The organism is Polaromonas sp. P1_G2 (genome assembly GCF_056405515.1).
Genome location: NZ_JBFUBY010000712.1, coordinates 1 through 605, shown reverse-complemented (window position 1 = coordinate 605; position 605 = coordinate 1). Strand labels below are relative to the sequence as shown.

Genomic DNA, 605 nt, shown 5'->3' with positions numbered 1-605 from the left:
CGCCTTCGGCGCGTAGAGCGAGGCGACGTCCTCCAGCGCTTCGGCAGGGTCAAACGGCGCATAGCGAAGCTGCATGTGCCCGGCATCGAGCTTGGAAAAGTCGAGGATGTCGTTGATGATGGTCAGTAGCGCATGCCCCGACTTCATGATGATTTCGAGGAAGGCCTTCTGTCTCGTGTCGAGTTGCGACTTCGCCAGCAATTCGGCCATGCCGAGAATGCCGTTCATCGGCGTGCGGATTTCCAGGCTCATATTGGCGAGGAATTCCGATTTCGCCCGGTCGGCCGCCTCTGCCCGGGCAATCAGCCGCTTGAGTTCGGCCTCACGGCGCATCGTCGTCGTCTGGTCGCTGCAGAGGATGACGCTCTGGCCGTCCTCGCGCGTGCGCATTTCGAGATGCACCCAGCGTTCGTCGTTGAGCGGGAAATTATAGGAGACATCCTTCCTCGCCGCTATCGCCTCGCGGAAGCGGGCAACGCCGTCGGCGATCGTCGGCTCGTCATTCTGCACGTTCTGCAGCGACGTGGCGCGGAAAACATCTTCCCAGCGGCCACCTGAAACGAGAAGCTCGATCGGAATGTTGAGGACATTGGCGAGACCGGGAT

General features: G+C 61.0%; 1 protein-coding gene. It reads right to left on the bottom strand.

Annotated features, from left to right (window positions below):
* A partial coding sequence (locus tag AC1D0P_RS27105) for a histidine kinase dimerization/phospho-acceptor domain-containing protein (protein WP_477679561.1) occupies positions 1 to 605 on the bottom strand: 605 nt, incomplete at both ends.